The 18765-nt window shown below is 59.5% G+C and carries 18 protein-coding genes; 3 read left to right on the forward strand and 15 right to left on the reverse strand.

The window, feature by feature from the left end:
• Nucleotides 1-17 precede the first annotated feature (17 nt).
• A complete protein-coding gene (locus tag THS5294_RS16790; RefSeq protein ID WP_058124797.1) occupies nt 18-626 on the forward strand; it encodes an arylesterase in 609 nt (202 codons plus the stop codon).
• Here the strand turns inward: THS5294_RS16790 and ribD are convergent.
• From ribD to dnaG, 8 genes are all read right to left on the reverse strand, one after another.
• Complete coding sequence (gene ribD, locus THS5294_RS16795) at nt 616-1701, reverse strand: bifunctional diaminohydroxyphosphoribosylaminopyrimidine deaminase/5-amino-6-(5-phosphoribosylamino)uracil reductase RibD (RefSeq protein ID WP_268873764.1); 1086 nt, start codon at nt 1699-1701, stop codon at nt 616-618. The two genes, THS5294_RS16790 and ribD, sit on opposite strands and share 11 nt — an antisense overlap.
• Entirely contained in the window at nt 1702-2166 is a 465-nt protein-coding gene (gene nrdR, locus THS5294_RS16800) for a transcriptional regulator NrdR (RefSeq protein WP_038004730.1), read from the reverse strand.
• A gap of 119 nt (nt 2167-2285) precedes the next feature.
• On the reverse strand, nt 2286-2702 hold the full coding sequence (locus tag THS5294_RS16805; protein ID WP_058124626.1) for a secondary thiamine-phosphate synthase enzyme YjbQ: 417 nt from the start codon (nt 2700-2702) through the stop codon (nt 2286-2288).
• A gap of 26 nt (nt 2703-2728) precedes the next feature.
• The gene (locus THS5294_RS16810) at nt 2729-3190 is read right to left on the reverse strand and encodes a YbjN domain-containing protein (RefSeq protein ID WP_058124627.1); all 462 of its coding nucleotides are present in this window, start codon (nt 3188-3190) and stop codon (nt 2729-2731) included.
• Nucleotides 3191-3339: 149 nt separating this feature from the next.
• Nucleotides 3340-3594 carry an HlyU family transcriptional regulator gene (locus THS5294_RS16815; protein ID WP_058124628.1) on the reverse strand — a complete coding sequence of 85 codons (255 nt, stop codon included), beginning with the start codon at nt 3592-3594 and terminating at the stop codon, nt 3340-3342.
• 20 nt (nt 3595-3614) lie between these two features.
• A complete protein-coding gene (locus tag THS5294_RS16820) occupies nt 3615-4223 on the reverse strand; it encodes a GIY-YIG nuclease family protein (protein WP_058124629.1) in 609 nt (202 codons plus the stop codon).
• Between the two features lie 24 nt (nt 4224-4247).
• Nucleotides 4248-6251: an RNA polymerase sigma factor RpoD gene (gene rpoD, locus THS5294_RS16825; RefSeq protein ID WP_058124630.1), complete on the reverse strand. Its 2004-nt coding sequence runs from the start codon at nt 6249-6251 to the stop codon at nt 4248-4250.
• 101 nt (nt 6252-6352) lie between these two features.
• Entirely contained in the window at nt 6353-8362 is a 2010-nt protein-coding gene (dnaG, locus tag THS5294_RS16830) for a DNA primase (RefSeq protein ID WP_058124631.1), read from the reverse strand.
• Nucleotides 8363-8608: 246 nt separating this feature from the next.
• Between dnaG and THS5294_RS16835 the strand changes: the two genes are divergently transcribed.
• Entirely contained in the window at nt 8609-9085 is a 477-nt protein-coding gene (locus tag THS5294_RS16835; RefSeq protein WP_058124632.1) for a Flp family type IVb pilin, read from the forward strand.
• On the opposite strand, the gene THS5294_RS16840 is transcribed toward THS5294_RS16835, so the two are convergent.
• The 7 genes from THS5294_RS16840 to THS5294_RS16870 form a co-directional block, all read right to left on the reverse strand.
• Entirely contained in the window at nt 9082-9594 is a 513-nt protein-coding gene (locus THS5294_RS16840; RefSeq protein ID WP_058124633.1) for a sarcosine oxidase subunit gamma, read from the reverse strand. The two genes, THS5294_RS16835 and THS5294_RS16840, sit on opposite strands and share 4 nt — an antisense overlap.
• Nucleotides 9587-12511, reverse strand: a complete 2925-nt coding sequence (locus THS5294_RS16845) for a sarcosine oxidase subunit alpha family protein (protein WP_058124634.1) — start codon at nt 12509-12511, stop codon at nt 9587-9589. The genes THS5294_RS16840 and THS5294_RS16845 overlap by 8 nt, the downstream gene beginning before the upstream one ends.
• Nucleotides 12508-12783 carry a sarcosine oxidase subunit delta gene (locus THS5294_RS16850; RefSeq protein ID WP_038004743.1) on the reverse strand — a complete coding sequence of 92 codons (276 nt, stop codon included), beginning with the start codon at nt 12781-12783 and terminating at the stop codon, nt 12508-12510. Before THS5294_RS16850 ends, THS5294_RS16845 begins: the two co-directional genes overlap by 4 nt.
• 82 nt (nt 12784-12865) lie before the next feature.
• Nucleotides 12866-14116 (reverse strand): sarcosine oxidase subunit beta family protein, encoded by a 1251-nt coding sequence (locus tag THS5294_RS16855; protein WP_058124635.1) that lies wholly within the window; start codon nt 14114-14116, stop codon nt 12866-12868.
• Between the two features lie 131 nt (nt 14117-14247).
• Complete coding sequence (locus THS5294_RS16860; protein ID WP_038004747.1) at nt 14248-14811, reverse strand: TadE/TadG family type IV pilus assembly protein; 564 nt, start codon at nt 14809-14811, stop codon at nt 14248-14250.
• Between the two features lie 3 nt (nt 14812-14814).
• Entirely contained in the window at nt 14815-15378 is a 564-nt protein-coding gene (locus tag THS5294_RS16865) for a TadE/TadG family type IV pilus assembly protein (protein ID WP_058124636.1), read from the reverse strand.
• Nucleotides 15378-17009, reverse strand: coding sequence for a TadE/TadG family type IV pilus assembly protein (locus THS5294_RS16870; RefSeq protein WP_158508608.1), 1632 nt, complete (start codon nt 17007-17009; stop codon nt 15378-15380). The genes THS5294_RS16865 and THS5294_RS16870 overlap by 1 nt, the downstream gene beginning before the upstream one ends.
• A gap of 278 nt (nt 17010-17287) precedes the next feature.
• Here THS5294_RS16870 and THS5294_RS16875 point away from each other — a divergent pair, with 278 nt between their 5' ends.
• Complete coding sequence (locus tag THS5294_RS16875; RefSeq protein WP_058124638.1) at nt 17288-18727, forward strand: Glu/Leu/Phe/Val family dehydrogenase; 1440 nt, start codon at nt 17288-17290, stop codon at nt 18725-18727.
• Nucleotides 18728-18765 lie beyond the last annotated feature (38 nt).

Consider the following 18765-nt stretch of genomic DNA (forward strand, 5'->3'; position numbering starts at 1 on the left):
TTGTCGTGAGCATTTTCATGGTTTTGCCCGTTGCGGGCGGCGCTGCGGCCGAGCCAATCACCGTGGCAGCCCTAGGCGATAGTCTAACCCAAGGCTACGGCTTACCGCCTGAGCAGGGGTTTGTGCCGCAATTGCAGGGTTGGTTGCGGGCGCGGGGGGCGGATGTTTCCATACTGAACGCAGGTGTGTCAGGCGATACGACGGCGGGTGGGCTGTCGCGCATCGCTTGGACGCTGACGCCAGAGGTGGATGCGGTCATCGTGGCTCTTGGCGGGAATGATCTGTTGCGGGGCATTGCGCCAGAGGTCAGCCGCGCCAATCTGGACGGCATCTTGCAGGCCACACAGAACGCAGGCGTGCCAGTGTTATTGATCGGGCTGCCGGCACCGGGCAATTATGGGCCGGATTACCAAAAGGAATTCAATGGGATATACCCTGCGTTAGCGCAGGCTTACGATACTCTCTATGTCGAGGATTTCCTTGCAGGCTTAGGTGAAAACACGCCCCAAGCGCTGCGCAGCTACATGCAGGCGGATGGAATTCATCCAAACGCTGCTGGGGTCGCAAAGATAGTCGAGACGTTGGGGCCAGAGGTTGAGGCGCTGCTTGCTCGGGTCAGGCCGTAGGCCGCCAAACCTGTAGCGCGTCCGCCCCAATTTGTCGGTGCGCTGACAGCGCGAACTGAGGCGCTTGTGCCAGCTTTGACAAGCCCATCGCGGCGATGGATGGCGTGCCCTCGGCGCCGATGATCTTGCCCGCGAGGTACAGATGAATTTCATCAACCAGACCTGCCGCCAAAAGAGATGCGGCTAGTGCACCGCCGCCTTCGCAATACACCCGCGTGAGGCCTGCGTCGCCAAGTGCGTGTAGCACGGCGGAGGGATCCAAGTTGCGGCCATCCTGGCCACATTCGATCAGTCGCGCGTCGCCGAATTGGTCGCGCAGTGGGGCGGGAGCAGCCGCGCCATGGCACAGCCAAACAGGGGCGGCGCGGTCATGGAACATGCGGGCTGTCGGGGGGAGGTCTAACCTACGCGACACGACGACTCGCACGGGCTGCGGCACATCGCCCATGCCACGCACGGTCAGTTGTGGATCATCGGCGCGCAGTGTGCCCGCACCCACCATGACCGCATCATGGGCCGCGCGTTGGGCATGGACATGCGCGCGTGCAGCGGGACCCGTGATCCACTGGCTTTCGCCGCTCGCGGTTGCGATCCGACCATCAAGCGTGCTGGCCAGTTTGAGCGTCACCATAGGCCTGTTTTGTGTGATCCGGGTGGTGAACCCGCGTTGCAACAGTGCTGCCTCGTCGGTGCAGACGCCGGTCGTGACCTCAATCCCGGCGTCTTGCAGGATGCGGATGCCACCGCCGTCCACACGCGGGTCCGGGTCCGTCTGCGCGATAACCACACGCGCGACACCAGCTGCAACCAAGGCCATGGCACAAGGTCCAGTTTGCCCAGTATGCGCGCAAGGTTCGAGCGTGACATAAGCCGTCGCGCCCCGTGCATCGCCCATTGCTAGGGCCCGTGTTTCTGCGTGGGGGCGGCCGCCGTCAGCAGTCCGTGCCCGACCAATCACCCGGCCATCGCGGACAATAACACAGCCGACACTGGGGTTCGGCCACACGCGCCCCAGCCCGCGCCGGGCCAAAGCCAGCGCGGCGCGCATCCAACGGACGTCTTGGTCGGAATGCACTTACTCGTTGATCTCGGGTGGGCGCAGTTCGTGAACAAAGTCCTCGAAATCATCCGCCGCCTGGAAATTCTTGTAGACGCTCGCAAACCGCACATAGGCCACGGTATCGATGCGCGCGAGGCTCTCCATCACGATTTCACCGATGGTTTTGGACGAAATGTCGGTGTCGCCCATGCTTTCGAGCCGGCGCACAATGCCAGAGATCATCTGATCGATCCGCTCCGGCTCAACCGGGCGTTTCTGCATCGAAATACGGATAGAGCGTTCCAGCTTATCACGGTCAAACTCTTCGCGTTTGCCACTGGTTTTAACCACGATCAGGTCGCGCAATTGAACGCGTTCATAGGTCGTGAACCGACCGCCGCACGCAGGGCAAAACCGACGCCGGCGAATGGCGACGTGGTCCTCTGCTGGACGGGAGTCCTTTACCTGTGTGTCGACATTTCCACAAAACGGGCACCGCATCGGCGTCTCCCTTCACGTCTTTATGGCCCATGGGGCATTTATCCACAGGTACTATATGACCATCCCAAAGACTTGGGTAGGGGGATATTAACCATGCTCTATCTTGCGGGTCGAAGGTGCTATCGCAGTAGTGCGATGACCCTCCGCGTGTGGGGGGCGTCGCGATGCTCCACGACATAGATGCCCTGCCAAGTGCCAAGCGACATGCGCCCGCCGATGATTGGAATTTGCAAAGAGGTCGGCAGAAGGGCTGCCTTAATGTGGCCCGGCATGTCATCGGGGCCTTCGTACGTGTGGGTCAGATAATCCATCGACAGATCAGTCGTCGGCGGGACCAGCCGATGCAGATAGGCGGTCAAATCTGTGCGCACCTCAGGATCTGCATTTTCTTGGATCAGCAGCGATGCCGAGGTGTGTTGAATAAACAGCGTCAAAAGTGCTTCATCCCGACCCGCGTCCGCGACCCAAGCGGCCACGTCGCGCGTGATCTCACTTAGGCCCGGACCGTGGGTCTGGATGGTAAAGGTTGTGTGCATGGTCAGCGCCCCAAAAGGCACGGTCCTTACCAGTTGATGTGATCTTTGAACGAGCTGACCGCATAGCTCCAGCGCGAGATCATCTCTTCGAACAGCACGCCTGAAACACCGCCGTTGGCAATGATGTAATGTTCCAGATAGGGATCGCTTTCATCGTCAAGGTAGACAGACCCCATTAGCTTTTCGCTGTTCCACTCGTTGGCCTTTTGCAGTGTCAGGCCATTGTTGAGGTCAAAACCAACCGACAGCTTCCAGCTTGTGCAATCAGCGTTGTCGGTGCAGCCATAAAACCAGATGTAGTAATCCACACCTTCCAGCTGCGACTCGATACGGGGGTCACCAACACTGTCGACCTCAAGTTGGGCGCGGTAGCCCATTTCTTGCAGCGCCTTAATGACGGAAAAGGGCCGCGCTGGATCGACGCTTTGCGCCTGTGCCACAGTCGCGGAGAATAGAAAGAAGCTCAAAAGCAGTAGTGTACGGCGCATGGTTGGTATCCCTCTTTTTGCTGGTTGGGAAACAACCGTGAGAACCCAATTGGGTCAAGCTGCAACTCGGTTCAAAAATGGTGTCTTACATCCATTTTTAGGCATTTTTGCTATCGTTCGAGAGAAAGGCAACCACAGCGCGTGCGGGATCAGAACATTCGCGCGCCTTGTTGGTCAATCACCTGCTTGGCCTTTTCGATCGCAGCCTCATGCGCGGCTTCTACCGAGGGCAACGTATCGGCGCGGATCAGGTGATGGCTTTGGCCGTCTTTCTCTATGATTGCAGACAAGCGATACACATGCCCTTCCTTCATCGGCTGGGGTGTGATTGCAAACCCCTCATACATCACGGGCTCCGCAGGCTTTTGCTCGGATTTTCCAAAAAGTTTAGAGAGCAAGGACATGGGCTAAGTTTCCAGTACGACTAGTCAGCGTCTTCAATGCGACGGCAGCGCTCATCCAAAAGCTCGCCTTCATATATCCAAGAGCTTGGTCCAGAAACCGCACTCCAATTATACCCCAGCTTATGAAAAACCCGCAGCGCTGACTGGGAGAGGCTCATTTCCTCACCGTTATAAATGACGGTATGATTGTCCTTCACCGTACACACTTCAGCCTCGTCTTTTTTGTGCGCAAGGACCGCGCCGAGCGGCACCTCGGCGGTGCGAAAACTAAAGCGGTTGCGGCGTTCTTTTGCCTTCTTAAGCGCGGCAGCATCGTCAGGTTCAACAATAACGGGGCCGGTTGGAGTTATCTCTCGGACGGCCGCAAGTTTAAGTGCAGAGGCAATCCGCTCAGGCGCAATTTCAAAGAACTCGCGGCTCTTTCGAACGCGGTGGTCGTCAAACGCATCGTGGATCAGCTTTTCTGCAAGATGACAGTCTGCAACCTCTGCTGCAAAAAAGCATTCAAACGGAAGTGGGATGCCCGTGGTGTCCAACGCCCTAATCCGACCCAATAAATCCGATGTCGTTTTACCGACTTTTACGAGGCCGGGCATCGCCTCGTTGGTGAGAATATAGACAATATCCATCGAGGCGACCTTGGGTCTGGCGTTTTACTGATCCAAGAAACTCCGCAGCTTACGGCTCCGCGATGGGTGCTTAAGCTTGCGCAGCGCTTTGGCCTCAATCTGACGGATACGTTCGCGGGTCACGCTGAACTGTTGGCCGACTTCTTCCAGCGTGTGGTCGGTGTTCATCCCGATCCCAAAGCGCATGCGCAGCACGCGTTCTTCGCGCGGGGTGAGCGAGGCGAGCACACGAGTGGTCGTCTCTTTCAGGTTTTCCTGAATGGCGCTGTCCAGGGGCAGAACCGCATTCTTGTCCTCGATGAAGTCGCCCAGCTGGCTGTCTTCTTCGTCACCAATCGGCGTTTCAAGGGAAATCGGCTCCTTGGCGATTTTCATCACCTTGCGGACCTTTTCCAAAGGCATTTGCAGCTTTTCTGCCAATTCTTCTGGCGTGGGTTCGCGGCCAATCTCATGCAGCATTTGACGGCCTGTGCGGACCAGCTTGTTGATCGTTTCGATCATGTGGACTGGAATACGGATCGTGCGCGCCTGATCCGCGATCGAGCGGGTGATCGCCTGACGGATCCACCATGTCGCATAGGTCGAGAATTTGTAGCCGCGACGGTATTCAAACTTATCCACGGCCTTCATCAGACCGATGTTGCCCTCTTGGATGAGGTCAAGGAACTGAAGCCCGCGGTTGGTGTATTTCTTGGCGATGGAAATCACGAGACGCAGGTTCGCCTCAACCATTTCCTTCTTGGCCTGCCGGGCTTCTTTTTCACCCTTTTGGACCTGCTGCACGATGCGGCGGAATTCGTTGATGTCGACGCCGACGTATTGGCCGACCTGCGCCATGTCAGCACGCAACTGTTCGACCTTATCGCGGGAGCGTTCCAGCAACATCTGCCAGCCGCGCCCGGATTTTTCGGACATGCGGTCAACCCAACCGGGATCAAGCTCATGGCCACGGTATTCTTCGATGAATTCACGACGGTTGATGCGGGCTTGGTCCGCCAGCTTTACCATGCCGCTGTCGATGGACATGATCCGGCGGTTGATGCCGTACAACTGGTCAATCAGAGCTTCGATACGATTGTTGTGCAGGTGCAATTCGTTCACCAGCTCAACGATTTCAGAGCGCAAGTGCTGGTACTCAGCCTCATCGTCCTTCGAGAATGTGTCGTCTTTGTTCAGGGTTGCGGAAATCCGCAGGTCCTGCATTTCGGACAACTTGGCAAAGTCGTCGGAAATCCGCTCAAGCGCTGCCAGAACTTGGGGCTTCAGAGCGGCTTCCATCGCGGCCAACGACATGTTGGCTTGATCGTCCTCATCTTCGTCGTCATCGCGGCGGATCGGGTTGCCGTCGGCGTCCAACTCTTGGGCCGCTTCTTCTTGGGGCTTGGGCGCCTCAGAGGAATTGGCGGGAGCGTTCGCGACCACGGGCTCTACGTCATCCTCGTCACCCATGGCGTTGCCAAAGGTGGTCTCAAGGTCGATCACATCGCGCAGCAGAATATCTTCGTTCAGAAGTTCTTCGTGCCAGATCGTGATCGCTTGGAATGTCAGGGGGCTTTCGCACAGCCCAAGGATCATGGTGTTGCGGCCGGCCTCGATGCGCTTGGCAATCGCGATCTCGCCCTCACGGGACAGCAATTCAACCGATCCCATTTCACGCAAGTACATGCGGACAGGGTCATCGGTGCGGTCCAGCTTTTCGCCGCCCGTGGCGCCAACGGCTAGGTCGCGGTTGCCCGCAACTTCGACCACAGCGGTAGAGCCGGACTTACCTTCGTCTTCGCCGTCCTCGGCCTCTTCCGCTTCGATAATGTTGATGCCCATTTCGGACAGCATCGACATCACGTCTTCGATTTGCTCGGAGGACACCTGCTCAGGCGGGAGCACCGCGTTGAGCTGGTCATAGGTCACGTAGCCCTTGGTTCGGGCTTCGGCGATCATCTTTTTGACCGCAGCTTGGCTCATATCAATTGCGATATCGCCGTCCTGCTGGTCAGTTTTTTGATCTTCGTTGGTGTCTTTAGCGGCCATGGAGCGCTCCTGGAGCTTGCGGGGGCGGGCGTGGCGGAATCGATTCGCACGGTAAGGTTGTTCGAATCATTACCGCGAATCGTAGGGAAGCGCACCCGCTGCTAGCGTTTTTTCTTTTCCCAAACCTTCGTATCGAGAAGATTTTGGAGGTAATTTGACATTGACGCACTGTCCTCCGCGTCAACCCCGGTATTAGGCAGAACAGCACGATCAGCAAGAGCGCGCGTCTGATTGGCCTCATTCAAGCGCCAAGTAAGGGCTTCGTCCGCAGGGCTAGGCTCTGCTTTGGCCCGAAGGTCCTCAAGTGCCTCGCTCAACTCCTGACGGTGACCCCGGCGCGCCTCTAGCTTTGTCAAAGCGTCCATGATGCACGGGGCCGCGTCGCTTGGCTGTGCCTTTTGGCGCAAAGCGGGGCTCAGTTGGATGTGGCGTGAAGCACGCAAAGTTTCAAGGGTTTGCGCAGTGCCTGTGGCCATGAAATAAGCGTCGGGGTTGTCGGTGGCCTCTTTTGTCCACCACAACAGCGCGTTGGCCAGCACTTCGTGGCCGGGACCGACCCATTTCATTTGCTCCAAAGCCTCTGCGTGGCTGTCAATCAGGGCAGGGTGCGCGGCCAGCGCGGTCAGCACCACGCCCTCTAGCAAGATTTCCGAGGTTTCGTGGGTCGAGCTTTGAGCCAGCGCGGAACTTTTGGTCGAGGCGACGGGCGCCTGCGGTTCCTGCCACCGCGCGAAATTTCCGCGCCCACCACCGCCGCCCTGGCCTCCACGGCGCTGACCGCCGCCAAAGCTGCCGCCCTCATTGCGCTGCCCCCCTCTGGAGGGGCGGGGGCCGAATAACTCTTCACGTAGGCGCGCGATTTCATCGCCGTAATGCGCCCGGATCGAGGGGTCTTGGATACTGCGCAGAACGGTCCGCAGGTCTTTGTCCAGCTTCGCGCGCCGCTCGGGGCTGTCGATGTTTTTACCTTGGGTTTCGCGCCGCCAGAGCAATTGCACCATCGGCAGCGCGCCGCCCAGTAGGGTCTTCATCGCCTCTGGCCCTTCGGCGCGCAAAACGTCGTCCGGGTCCCGCCCCTCGGGCATCAGGGCAAAGCGCACGGATTTGCCCGCCTCAAGGATCGGGAGGGCCAAGTCGATCACCTTATAGGCCGCGCGCACACCGGCCTTGTCGCCATCCATGGCAAAAACAGGCTCATCCTCAAACCGCCACAACATCCGCAGATGTTCCTGCGTGACGGCGGTGCCAAGGGCCGCGACTGTAGCCTCAAACCCTGCTTGGCTTAGGGCGATGACGTCCATGTACCCTTCGGCTACGACCAGCGGCTGGCCCTTGCCTGCGGCGGTGCGCGCAGGCCCGTGGTTATAGAGCGTGTAGGATTTCTTGAATAATTCCGTCTCGGGCGAGTTGAGGTATTTGGCCCGCGCATCCGCCGCCATCGCCCGGCCCCCAAACGCCACACACCGCCCGCGCGGATCACGGATGGGAAACTGAATGCGGTCGCGGAACGTGTCATAGGGGCTGCGGCCATCGTCGGGGGTTTTGGCCAGCCCGGCGGCTTCGATCAGTTCCTGCGGGACGCCCTTGCCTTTGAGGGCAGTTTGCAAACCGTCGCGCCCATTGGGGGCAAAGCCGATCTCGAAACGTTCAATCGTCGCGGCATCCAGCCCCCGACGGCTGAGATAGGCGCGCGCGTCTGCGGCCACGCCGGTGTTCAGCTGGAGCCGGAACCACCGCGCCGCAAGGTCCATAACCTCAGCCAGCTGGGTGGCGCGGTCGGATTTTTCCTGCGCCTTTGGATCGCGGGCGGGCATGGGCAGCCCGGCTTCACCAGCCAAAATCTCGACCGCCTCCATAAAGCTGACATTCTCGCTTTCACGCACAAAGCTGATCATGTCGCCCTTCGCTTGGCAGCCAAAGCAATAGTAGTAGCCCTTTTGGTCGTCCACGTGGAACGAGGCAGATTTTTCTTGGTGGAACGGGCAGGGGGCCCACCAATCGCCCTTGCCTTGGTTCGACTTGCGGGTGTCCCACATCACCTTTCGACCCACGACATCCGCAAGGGATAGTCGCGTGCGTAACTCATCAAGAAAACCGGGCGGGAGACTCATGCCCCTATGGTCCCATGCGCTTGGCTCCGTGTCCAGATGACCCGCGACCCATTGGGCGGCCCCGGTGCTAAGTATTTGCATGGCGCATGGGGGCGAGTGTGCCCGAAGGCAGCTATCGGCATATTTGCGCCAACGAAGTGTCCGCATTTTTCATAAAATTGCCCCTATTCCGGCGCGCCAAGGCCATGGCCCCGCGCGACAAAGGATCAATGCCCCCGAGGGGCCAAAACGATAAGGATGCGTCCCATGTCTGTCATCAAAGCCCAACTGACCCATTTTTGGCGCGACACGTCCGGCGCAATAACCGTCGAATGGACCCTCCTGACTGGAGGGCTGGTGGCCATCGCGCTCGCGGCAACGGCGGTTGTGGGCTCGGGTCTTGATTCCAACACGGCGATGCTGAACGAGGAATTCACCCGGGAACATCGCTTCTACGAAACGCGCAATTTCGGGCGATCACCGACCGAGGTTGCACAAGCGCTAGAGATGGAAGTGCTGTCCAATAGCCGCCGTGATCGCCGGGTTGCACGGTTATTGGATGCTCTGACCGAGAACCAATTACGCAACCAACACCGCACGTGGAATACCCGCGCCGCTGACGCCAGCTACAGCAACCTGCCGCTGGCCCGTGATCAAGTTAAACTGATCGAAGTGGCAATGGATGCACGCGACGTCGATCCGCACGCAGGGGTGCCCACGCCACTGCCCACGCCCGCAACCTAGGCGCTTAGCGCAGCCCGTGCGGCGACACTTGTCATGGCATGCGTGATTTCATGCACCGCCGTCTGGGTCATGGACCGAAACACATAAATATCCATCCCGGTTTTCGTCCGGTGATACAGCGCCGACATATGCCCCAATAGCCCGCGCGCCGTGGCACCCGGCCCCATCGCAGCCATATCAAGCGGCGTCAGTCGCGCCATCACAGCCTCAAGCGCGTCGCCCTCAAGCGTGAGCGCCGCCCATGCGTCTGACTGGTCCGTCGTGGCCGCAAGCCCCGCCAGATCAGCACACTCTCCAACGACAAACGCCATGTTGCGACCCGCCCAAAGGACGTTTCCTTTGGCTTCATTCGGGGCGGGCCAGTGACCGAGCGCCTTGCGCACGGCGGTCTTTTTGCCCTTGAACGGTGAAACAGAGGTTAGCGTCGGCGTCCGCTCCGTAAGTGTGAGGTTACCAATATTGACCGGGCACAGACCAGATGCGGCGGAGGTAGCAATCAGATTACCCACGGGCGCGCCCTCCTTCTGGGTCCAAGAATACGGGGTGGCAAATCTCAACCTCCGCGTCGACGCCGCGCAACCGGTCCACAAACCGAATACGCTCACCCAGTCGCGCGGTGCCATCCCGCACAAAAGCAAGCGCCATGTAGGTGTTGAGCGTTGGCGAATAACAGGCAGATGTGGCGTAGCCTTGGTCGGTCTCGCGGTGCACGCGGTCGCCAATATTGTACAGGTGCCCGCCCGCGTCGATCTTGGTGTTCGGGTCCACGGGACGCAGGCCCACCAATTCCTCGCGAGAGGCCATCAGGACGGGGCGGCTGGCCGCAGCCTTACCGATGCAATCTTTCTTGGCTGAGATCATCCGCCCCATGCCGATGTCGCGCGCGGTGACCCGGCCCATAATCTCGGCGTGAGTGACAAAGCCCTTCTCGATGCGCAGCACGTTCAAAGCCTCCATCCCATAGGCTCCGCCGCCCAGCAATTCGGACCGCGCCACAAGGTCCCGCCAGAGGGCGGCCCCATACCGTGCAGGCACCGCAACCTCATAGGCATGCTCGCCCGAGAACGAGATCCGGAACAAACGCCCCGCCACGCCCAGCACGTCAATCGCGCCACAGGCCATAAAGGGGAAGCTGTCGTTATCGACCTGCGTATCCGTCAGCGAATTGATCAGTTCACGCGCTTTCGGCCCCGCGACCGAGAATTGCGCCCACGCTTCGGTGGTCGAGATGATCGATACGTCCCATTCGGGGTGCAAGGCTTGGGTCACGAACTCTAGGTGTTTCATGACGTTGCCAGCCGCGGCCGTCGTGGTCGTCATGACATAGTGATCCGGCGCGATGCAGGCGGTGGTGCCGTCATCCATGACAAAGCCGTCTTCGCGCAGCATCACCCCATAGCGCACGCGCCCGGGTTTGAGCGTTGAGAACGTGTTGATATAGACAAAATCCAACAGTTTGGCGGCGTCTGGCCCCTGAATGTCGATCTTGCCTAGCGTGCTGACATCGGCCACGCCCACGGCGTCGCGGACCATGTTGACCTCTCGGTCGCAGGCATCACGCCACGTCTTTTCGCCCGTGCGGGGGAAATAGCTGGGGCGATACCACAGGCCCGCCTCAATCATCGGCGCGCCCATTTGCAGGGCATTGGCATAGGATGTGGTGAACCGCTCAGGTGCAAAGCCCTTGCCCTTGGCGCCAGCCCCCATCGTCCCGATTGCGGTGGGCACATAGGGCGGGCGGAAGGTCGTCGTGCCAGTGCCGGGAATGTCCCGACCCGTGGCCTCTGCTAAAACTGCAAGCGCGCCAACGTTGGACGACTTACCCTGATCGGTGGCCATGCCTTGGGTCGTGTACCGTTTCATGTGCTCAACCGACTGGAAGTTTTCCTTGGCCGCTTGGTGCACATCCTTGGTGGTTACGTCGTTCTGAAAATCGAGCCACGCGCGTCCCGGCGCATCCACTGCCCAAAGCGGCGCAAGCCCGAGGGGCGTGTCATCGGCCACGGGCGTCTGGATGGAGGCAGGCTTGAGATCCAAGCTTTCCAGTACTTTGCGCGCCCGAAATATCCCGGACTTGAGCGCACCGTGGGTTGAGAAGTTGCCCATCGCAGCCCCGGCCGCCTCTAGCCCAGGCACGGAGCCGGGCGTGGGCACAAAGGCGTGGATTTCGGGGTTCCACGTGGGGCGTCCGTTCATGTGGCACGTCAGGTGCACCGAAGGGTTCCAGCCACCAGACAGGCCAAGGCCGTCGGCTTCGATGTCCCATTCGCGGGTGCCCTGCCGGACCTTGACGCTGCGCAGGCCCAAATGACCGCGCGTGTTGATGACCTTAGCCCCTGCATGCACAAGGTAGTCACCGCTTGGGGCGATACCGCTGCGCGCGTCGATCACGGTGGTGTCGATGCCCGCGTCCGCAAGGTCCTTGGCCGTTGCATGGGCGCTGTCGTTGTTGGTGAACAGAACGATCCGCTTGCCGGGGGCGACGCCCCAGCGGTTCAGATAGCTTGCCATCGCAGAGGTCAGCATAACGCCGGGGCGGTCATTCATCGGGTGGGCGATGGGGCGTTCCAGCGCGCCCGCCGCCAGCACCGCGCCGCGGGCGTGGATACGCCAGAAACATTCGCGCGGCAGATCAGCAGATGGATTAGGTAAGTGGTGGCTTACGCGCTCCAGCGCGCCGTAAGTGCCGCCGTCAAACACGCCCGTAATCGTGGTCCGCGTCATGATCCGTACACCCAGATCACGCAAGGTTTGCACCATCTCAGCGGCCCAGACGTGGCCGGGTTTGCCGTCCACGTCGACGGTTTCCGACAACAGTCGCCCGCCCGCTTCGGTCTGTTCATCACACAAAATCACCGACGCACCGGACTTCGCGGCCGTAAGTGCGGCCATCAAACCCGCCGGACCCGCGCCAATGACCAGCACATCACAGGTCGCAAAGGCACGCTCTGCGTCGTCTGGATGCGCCTCACCGGAAAGCCCGCCCAAACCAGCCGCGCGGCGGATGATCGGCTCATAAAGCTTTTCCCAAAAGGCTTTGGGCCACATGAACGTCTTGTAATAGAAACCCGCCCCAAGGAAGGGCGCCGCCAGATCGTTGATCCCCATCACATCGGTCTTGAGCGAGGGCCACGCGTTTTGTGAAAACACCTCCAGCCCGTCGTAGATTTCTTGCATCGTGGCGCGGACGTTGGGGTCCTGCTCTGCGCCGCTGCCCACGGTGATCAGGGCGTTTGGTTCCTCAGAACCTGCGGTCAGCGGACCACGGGGGCGGTGGTATTTGAAGCTGCGCCCCATCAACCGCTCACCCTTGCCCAAAAGGGCGGAGGCCACAGTGTCGCCCGCATACCCACGGACATATTTGCCATCAAACTGGAACAGCACCTCTTCGGCGCGGTTCACGCGGCCCTTGCCATCAAGTCTCATGTGCGGGCCTCCCGAGGATAGGTCTCGGCCAGCTCTGATCCCTTGACCTCATGGGTGACAGTGTTGCGGGTCACAACGACCCACGCGCCACAGCCCGCCTCATGCTGCCACAACTCTTGGGTGTCGCCCGCGGGGTTGTCGCGCAGGTGCAAATACGCGTCCCACTCAGGCAAAGGCGCATCAGCGGCGGGGCGGTTGAGATATGTCTCATGACCCATGTAGTAAAATTCCCGGCGATCACGGTCGCCGCAAAGGGGGCAGGTTATGCGCATGGGACGTTCCCGCGGGCTTGAGAGAGAAAGACGCAGCCAAGCGACACGCGCTGGGCGGTTTGTATGGGCGAACGCATAGCCATCAGTGCAAGTTGTGCTGAGACCCGGTGGCCTCTTCGTCGATGACATGACCGCGCGCGAGCCGGTCGAGGCGCAGCTTGCTGGCGGCGGGGTGGTGGTCGCCCGTGGCCATCAGGTGGGCAAAGCACTTGCCGGAACCAGGCACGGCCTTAAAGCCGCCATAACACCAACCGCAGTTGATAAAGAGCCCCTCGGTCTGGGTCCGGTCAATAAAGGGGGAGCCGTCGGGCGTCATGTCCATGATCCCCCCCCACGACCGCAGCACCTTGGCGCGTCCGATCATCGGCATCAGGGCCATGCCCGCCTCCATCACATGCTCGGCCATATGCAGGTTCCCGCGCGACGCGTAGGAGGCATAGAAATCAATATCACCCCCAAACACCAAGCCGCCCTTGTCCGACTGGCTTAGGTAAAAGTGCCCCATGCCAAAGCTGATCACATGGTCCACACAGGGCTTCAGCCCCTCGGTCACAAAGGCCTGCAATACGTGGCTTTCGATGGGCAAACGCATGCCTGCCATTGCCGCCACTTGGCTGGACCGGCCCGCGACAACAATTGCAACCTTCTTGGCCCGAATCGGCCCGCGTGATGTTTGCACCCCGCGCACAACGCCGTTTTCGATATCGATGCCGGTGACTTCGCATTGTTGGATGATGTCCACGCCGCGCTGGTCCGCACCGCGCGCAAAGCCCCATGCGACCGCATCATGCCGCGCTGTGCCGCCGCGGGGGTGGTACAGCCCGCCATAGACCGGAAAACGTGGGTTGTCGTAGCTGATGTAGGGCAGCATCTCGCGGATCTCATCGCGGCCCAGCATGATCGCGTCATCGCCCTGTGAAATCATCATGTTACCGCGCTTGGCAAAGGCGTCGCGCTGACCGTCGGAATGGAACAGGTTGATGATGCCACGCTGGCTCATCATGGTGTTGTAGTTCAACTCCTGCTCCATATCTTCCCACAGCTTAAGCGAGTGGGAATAGAACTCAGAGTTGCCATCAATACCGTAGTTCGCGCGCACAATCGTGGTGTTTCGGCCCACGTTACCGCCGCCGATGTAACCCTTTTCAAGGACGGCCACGTTGGTGATCCCGTACTCTTTGGCCAGGTAATAGGCCGTGGACAGGCCATGCCCGCCGCCACCAATGACCACAACGTCGTATTCGGCTTTGGGTTCGGGCGAACGCCAATGCGGCTGCCAACCGGTGTTCCCGGTCAGCCCTTGCTTGAGAATTTGCCATGCTGAATAGCGCATTAGGTCCCCGCAGAGGTGTCATCAAATTGTATGACACACCCTAACGAAGCCAAGCGCAATCCCCTGCCGATCCGCGACATCATGCGGTCAAAGTCCGACGTGCTGTTACGTGGGCGCCGGATGAAGTCGGCTCAATAGGTCCCGACCGGGGCTGCGGGCAGTGCGACGCTCTGATCGAACTCAAGGAATGAGGCAAAGCGGGGCCGCGTCACGATGATGTTTTCAAAGTTTTGCGTGGGCAGTTCGATGTTCAACGGCGGGGTGTAGGTGGAATAGGTTTCGACCACGATCACCCGCTCACCCACGGCCATCACGGGCATACGCGCCAACAGTGCCGAGATGGAATTGGTGTCGCGCACCGCGTTGCCGTCGGTGGCATAAGACCATTCGACCTCGTAGCCAACATCCCCGCGCCGCACCTCGCTATAACGCAACCACGGCTCACCGTTCTCAAACGTCAAAAACTCGTAAAGGTTTGCAAGGCCTTCAAAATCCCACGCTGTCACGATGGGGCGCCGGGATAGGATGTCCCCAATCGTGTAGGCGGCCTTGAGCGACAGGTTATACCGCCGGAACGCGTCGAAAAACGTGAACGACAGGATCAGCGTCACGAACAGGATCGGCATGATGATCACAGTCTCGGTCGAGATCGCGGCATCCTCCCGCCGCCAAAAGGAAACGATGGATTTGCGCATGGCTCAGGTCCCTCCCGGTAGGCTGGCGGTGCCTGCAATCGGTTCGCTCGAAAAGGCAGTGGCGGAGGTCATGTACAGCAGCCCATTTGTGTCGCGGGTCAGCGCGAGGCCGAACTGCGACGTGGGGAAAAACGGCTCAACCACATAGCAGGTGCGCAGAACGATCATCATGTTGGGCGTTGTCTGCTCAAACCACGTCAGCGGCCGCACCGCGTTGGACACATCCACGCAAGGTTGGTCGAACCGCGGCATCACGTAATTCGCGGATGACACCTCGGTCATTTCAACGCTGAGCGTTGCATCGCAATGCGGCAGGACCACCGTGTTGGAGCAAATCCGGTGGCGGATCACGGATTCCGTGATGGTAAGCCCCGTGCCCAGCCGGATGTCGCGCACAACCAGATCAATAGCCCGGTCCAGCATAACCTGACGCGCCAACAGCATCGCCGCCTCAAACGCCATGATGAAAATCATGATAAACGCAGGAAAGACGATCACAAACTCGACCGTCGCGCCTCCGTGGTCATCGCGGCGCATGAACCGCGCGATATGGGCCCCAAGCCGCATCACTGCGTGAGCCTCAATTGGCCGATGGTCTGCGCGATGGCGGCAAAGACCTCGTTAATCTCAAAGCCGTTCACGTCGTAGTAATGGCTGGGCGTGCTGGCGCAGTCGCGCAGGGCGGCCTCACCGCTGGGTGGGGCTTCAAACGCGATGGAAAAGATCACCAGATTGCGGTTTGCCTGCGCCTTGGTCTCGGAGCAGATTGCAGCCAACCGGCGGTCCCCCACGGTTTGCCCACCATGCTGGGCCACGGCGTTACGGATGCGGTTTTTCCAATTGTAGGGTGAGCTTGCACCACCGCTCGTGGGGTAAATGTTGTCCGCAACCCAACGCACGTTGTACCGGCTCCACAACTCAACATAGCTCATTTGGCGCGCAGCACTGCCCCCGATGGGGGTCGAGTAATTGGTGTTGTCCCAAGGGTCGCGGTAGCGGTTGTTTTCGGGGATGTAATACGAAAACTGCGGGGCTTGGCCTGAGCGTTCATAGATCCAAACATTGGATAGGCCGGATTTAAATTCATTCTTCAGGTCGTATTGATTGGTGTTGGAACCATCCGTCATCAAGATGACCACTTTGATCGTGTCACGGTCGTTATAGGCGACGGGACGGCCCGCAAAAATGGGGTCAACGCTGGCGGGGGCTGCCACGGCCATCGCGGACAGGTTGGCTTGGGTCGAGGGGTCAATCAGGATCGAGGCCCACTTCATCCCCACATCAATCGCGGTCCAGCCGTCGGCGTTCAATCCGTTGATGGCTGCGTTGATTGTGGTCTTATTGTTAGACCAAGGAATGATCGCGCCGTACTCGTTTGTAGGACACCACGGGTTCGTCATAGACCCAGACGTGCTGTCTTTGTTGAAGTGTCCCATGCGGGGCAAAGGCGACAGCGGATCAATCGTGGTGGTCGAGAACATGGCCTCCGAAAAGTTGATGCAATTCGAAAAGTTATGCTCATTGGTAAAGTTAAAATGGTTCGCAACCAACGTGCCCGCATTCACCTTGCCATTGTAGGGAATGACCGAAACCGACACGAGGTCCTTTTGCTCATCCACCAGCACCGTATTCACGAATTCAGTCGCTGCGTCCTTCATCAGCTGCATCTTGGACTTGCCACCTGTAGGCGACCAATTCCCCATTGATCCGGAGATATCCAGCACCAGTGAAATCTCAACATTCAGCACTCGCTCCTCGGCGGTGCCGGTGGCTGGGGCGTTGATGCTATCAATCCCAACCATATGCAAAAACAATGAGTTGACGTCGATACTCGCTTCTGCGGTCACCTTTCGGTACGAGCCAACAGTGTCCTGCTCCACGTCCACATCCAGGGTGTAGCCCTGCAATCCGGCCTTCGCGAAATAGTCCGTCACAACCAGCGTCGGGTCTAGGTCTTGGTCCAAGGATGCCGCCGCCAAAACCGCACGGTCTAGCGTGTTTTGCAGCTTGGTCCGGTTGGCTTCATACCGCATCGTGTCCACGGCAATGCCGCCCGCAACCAGCATCAAGATCATGATCATTAGCCCAAAGATCACCATCGACCCGCGCTCGGATCGCTTGAATCGCCGTAAATCATGACGCAGCCCGCGCCGGGGCGCGTTAGATGTGGTGTTTTGATCGGTCTCGTTGGTCTTCACGGCAATACCCTCCATCCCACGGGCACGCGGTGACATCGGACCGGCCGATGTCTCATGTGCGCACCTCTTGCGACAAGGGAAGGGTGCGGGGGGCACGTGGCGATTTTAAGGCGCTCAATAGGGCGCTTTCGCGGCATTTTCCTTAAATCAGAAACAACAAAGCCTCGTTCGCAAGGTCTGTCGCGCAGAGCGCTGATTCAACGGAGGCTTTACTTTGCGTAAACCTTATGGGTTTAGTCTCAATAATTAACATACCATAGGTTGCAAGGGAGGGGACTATGACGGGACCAGCAGGGGCCAACGAGCCGGGATTTCGAGAATCCGTTAACCTTATGTTTGATCGTGCTGTGGCACTGATGGATCTCCCTCCGGGCTTGGAACAGAAAATTCGGGTGTGTAACGCGACCTATACCGTGCGCTTTGGCGTGCGCCTGCGCGGGCAGGTCGAGACGTTTACCGGGTACCGCTCGGTCCATTCGGAACACATGGAACCGGTCAAAGGCGGCATCCGCTACGCGCTCGCCGTGGACCAACAAGAGGTTGAGGCGCTCGCCGCTTTGATGACCTTCAAATGCGCACTGGTTGAGGCGCCGTTTGGTGGCTCCAAGGGCGGTCTGTGCGTCGATCCACGCAAATGGGACGCCCATGAGATGGAGCAGATCACCCGCCGTTTCGCCTATGAACTGATCAAGCGCGACCTGATCAATCCGTCCCAAAACGTGCCTGCCCCCGACATGGGCACCAGCCAGCGTGAGATGGCGTGGATCGCGGATCAATACGCCCGGATGAACACCACCGACATCAACGCGCGCGCCTGTGTGACGGGCAAACCGTTGAACGCGGGCGGCATCCAGGGCAGGGTTGAGGCCACAGGCCGCGGCGTGCAATACGGCCTGCGCGAATTCTTCCGCCACCCCGAGGATATGGCCAAGGCTGGCCTGACCGGCTCGCTTGAAGGCAAGCGCGTGATCGTGCAGGGCTTGGGCAACGTGGGCTATCACGCGGCGCATTTCCTACAGGTTGAGGACGGCGCGATCATCACCGGCGTGATTGAGCGTGACGGCGCATTGGTCTCAGAAACGGGCCTAGATGTTGAGGCCGTGCGCGCCCACATTCTCGAAACCGGCGGCGTCAAAGGCTTTGTGGGGGCCGAGTTCGTGGAACACGGGGCAGTCGTGCTAGAGGCCGATTGCGATATCCTGATCCCCGCCGCGCTGGAGGGTGTCATCAACCTTAAGAACGCAAGCTATATCAAAGCCCCCCTGATCATTGAGGCTGCAAATGGCCCGATCACCGCAGCTGCCAACGATATCCTCGTCGAAAAGGGCTGCGTGATCATTCCCGACCTCTATGCCAACGCGGGCGGTGTCACGGTCAGCTACTTTGAGTGGGTCAAAAACCTGAGCCACATTCGGTTTGGCCGGATGCAGCGCCGCCAAGAAGAGGCCCGCCACCAGCTCGTCATCGATGAGTTGGAAAGGTTGTCCACCTCGGGCGGTGTCGACTGGAAACTGTCGCCGGGGTTTAAGGATAAGTACCTGAAAGGCGCCGATGAATTGGAACTGGTCCGCTCTGGCCTCGATGATACGATGCGCACTGCCTACCAATCCATGCGGGAGGTGTGGCATAGCCGTGATGGCGTCACGGATCTGCGCACAGCGGGGTTCCTTGTGGCGATCGACAAGGTCGCGCAAAGCTATACGGCCAAGGGGCTGTAACCCAATAATCTCGGCCTCTACGCGAGGGGCCGGGATGC

The organism is Thalassobacter stenotrophicus (assembly GCF_001458315.1).
Classification (GTDB): Bacteria; Pseudomonadota; Alphaproteobacteria; order Rhodobacterales; family Rhodobacteraceae; genus Thalassobacter; species Thalassobacter stenotrophicus.

Coding starts and splice junctions, on each gene's coding strand:
- THS5294_RS16790 (WP_058124797.1), top strand. CDS start 18: ATGGTTTTGCCCGTTGCGGGCGGCGCTGCGGCCGAGCCAATCACCGTG.
- nrdR (WP_038004730.1), bottom strand. CDS start 2,166: ATGCGGTGCCCGTTTTGTGGAAATGTCGACACACAGGTAAAGGACTCC.
- THS5294_RS16805 (WP_058124626.1), bottom strand. CDS start 2,702: ATGCACACAACCTTTACCATCCAGACCCACGGTCCGGGCCTAAGTGAG.
- THS5294_RS16810 (WP_058124627.1), bottom strand. CDS start 3,190: ATGCGCCGTACACTACTGCTTTTGAGCTTCTTTCTATTCTCCGCGACT.
- THS5294_RS16815 (WP_058124628.1), bottom strand. CDS start 3,594: ATGTCCTTGCTCTCTAAACTTTTTGGAAAATCCGAGCAAAAGCCTGCG.
- THS5294_RS16820 (WP_058124629.1), bottom strand. CDS start 4,223: ATGGATATTGTCTATATTCTCACCAACGAGGCGATGCCCGGCCTCGTA.
- rpoD (WP_058124630.1), bottom strand. CDS start 6,251: ATGGCCGCTAAAGACACCAACGAAGATCAAAAAACTGACCAGCAGGAC.
- dnaG (WP_058124631.1), bottom strand. CDS start 8,362: ATGAGTCTCCCGCCCGGTTTTCTTGATGAGTTACGCACGCGACTATCC.
- THS5294_RS16835 (WP_058124632.1), top strand. CDS start 8,609: ATGTCTGTCATCAAAGCCCAACTGACCCATTTTTGGCGCGACACGTCC.
- THS5294_RS16845 (WP_058124634.1), bottom strand. CDS start 12,511: ATGAGACTTGATGGCAAGGGCCGCGTGAACCGCGCCGAAGAGGTGCTG.
- THS5294_RS16850 (WP_038004743.1), bottom strand. CDS start 12,783: ATGCGCATAACCTGCCCCCTTTGCGGCGACCGTGATCGCCGGGAATTT.
- THS5294_RS16855 (WP_058124635.1), bottom strand. CDS start 14,116: ATGCGCTATTCAGCATGGCAAATTCTCAAGCAAGGGCTGACCGGGAAC.
- THS5294_RS16860 (WP_038004747.1), bottom strand. CDS start 14,811: ATGCGCAAATCCATCGTTTCCTTTTGGCGGCGGGAGGATGCCGCGATC.
- THS5294_RS16865 (WP_058124636.1), bottom strand. CDS start 15,378: ATGCGGCTTGGGGCCCATATCGCGCGGTTCATGCGCCGCGATGACCAC.
- THS5294_RS16875 (WP_058124638.1), top strand. CDS start 17,288: ATGACGGGACCAGCAGGGGCCAACGAGCCGGGATTTCGAGAATCCGTT.